The following is a 1,452-nucleotide window of genomic DNA, read 5'->3' on the forward strand; positions in this document are numbered from 1 at the left end:
CGCACCCAGCCGGTGTTCAACCCCGCCACCGGCCAGTCCTCGCTGAACGTGGCCCTGGCCAGCCAGGCCACCGTGGAGGCGGCCATCGCCTCGGCCCAGGCAGCGTTCCCCGCCTGGCGCAACACGCCCCCGCTCAAGCGCGCGCGCGTTCTGGCCAGGCTCAAGGTGCTGCTCGAGGAGAACGCCGACAGGATCACCGCCCTGATCACCGCCGAGCACGGCAAGGTGCTCTCCGATGCGCACGGCGAGCTGCAGCGCGGCATCGAGAACGTGGAGTACGCCAGCTATGCGCCCGAGCTGCTCAAGGGCGAGCATTCGCGCAACGTGGGCCCCAGCATCGATTCGTGGAGCGAGTTCCAGGCGCTGGGCGTGACGGCCGGCATCACGCCGTTCAACTTCCCAGCGATGGTGCCGCTGTGGATGTGGCCCATGGCCGTGGCCTGCGGCAATACCTTCGTGCTCAAGCCCAGCGAGCGCGATCCCTCGTCCGCCCTGCTCATCGCGCAGCTGGCGCTGGAGGCGGGCCTGCCGCCGGGGGTGCTCAACGTGGTCAACGGCGACAAGGCCGCCGTCGATGCGCTTTTGCGCGATCCGCGCGTGAAGGCCGTGAGTTTCGTGGGCTCCACGCCGATCGCCGAGTACATCTATGCCGAGGGCTGCAGGCACGGCAAGCGCGTGCAGGCCCTGGGCGGCGCGAAGAACCATGCGGTGCTGATGCCCGATGCGGACATCGGCAATGCAGTGAGCGCGCTGATGGGCGCGGCCTACGGTTCGTGCGGCGAGCGCTGCATGGCCATTCCGCTGGTGGTGGCGGTGGGCGACGAGACGGCCGACAAGGTGATCGAGGGCCTGAAGGCGGAGATCGCCAAGATGAAGGTGGGCCCCGGCACCGACAACGGCAACGACATGGGGCCGCTGGTGACCAAGCAGCACTTCGAGAAGGTCAAGAGCTATGTGGACAGCGGCGTGGCCGAGGGCGCCACGCTGGTGGTCGATGGCCGCGGCGTGCAGGTGGCGGGCCACGAGGAGGGCTACTTCCTGGGCGCCTGCCTGTTCGACCACGTCAAGCCCGGCATGAAGGTCTACCAGGAGGAGATCTTCGGCCCCGTGCTCGGCGTGGTGCGCGTGAAGACCCTGCAGGAGGCGATGCAGCTCATCGACGACCACGAGTACGGCAACGGCACGTGCATCTTCACGCGCGACGGCGAGGCCGCGCGCTATTTCACCGACCACATCCAGGTGGGCATGGTGGGGGTCAACGTGCCGCTGCCCGTGCCGGTGGCCTACCATTCGTTCGGCGGCTGGAAGCGCTCGCTGTTCGGCGATCTGCATGCCTACGGGCCGGATGCCGTGCGCTTCTATACCAAGCGCAAGACCATCACCCAGCGCTGGCCGAGCGCGGGCGTGCGCGAGGGGGCCGTGTTCAGCTTCCCCAGCAGCCGCTGAAGCAGC

Annotated in this window: 1 protein-coding gene; it reads left to right on the forward strand. The window is 68.7% G+C overall.

Annotated features, from left to right (window positions below):
- Positions 1-1,446 (forward strand): CoA-acylating methylmalonate-semialdehyde dehydrogenase (locus AVS7_RS09470; protein WP_020228212.1); only part of this gene is annotated, 1,446 nt, incomplete at its 5' end.
- Positions 1,447-1,452 lie beyond the last annotated feature (6 nt).

This window comes from Acidovorax sp. MR-S7 (genome assembly GCF_000400995.2).
Taxonomy (GTDB): Bacteria; Pseudomonadota; Gammaproteobacteria; order Burkholderiales; family Burkholderiaceae_C; genus MR-S7.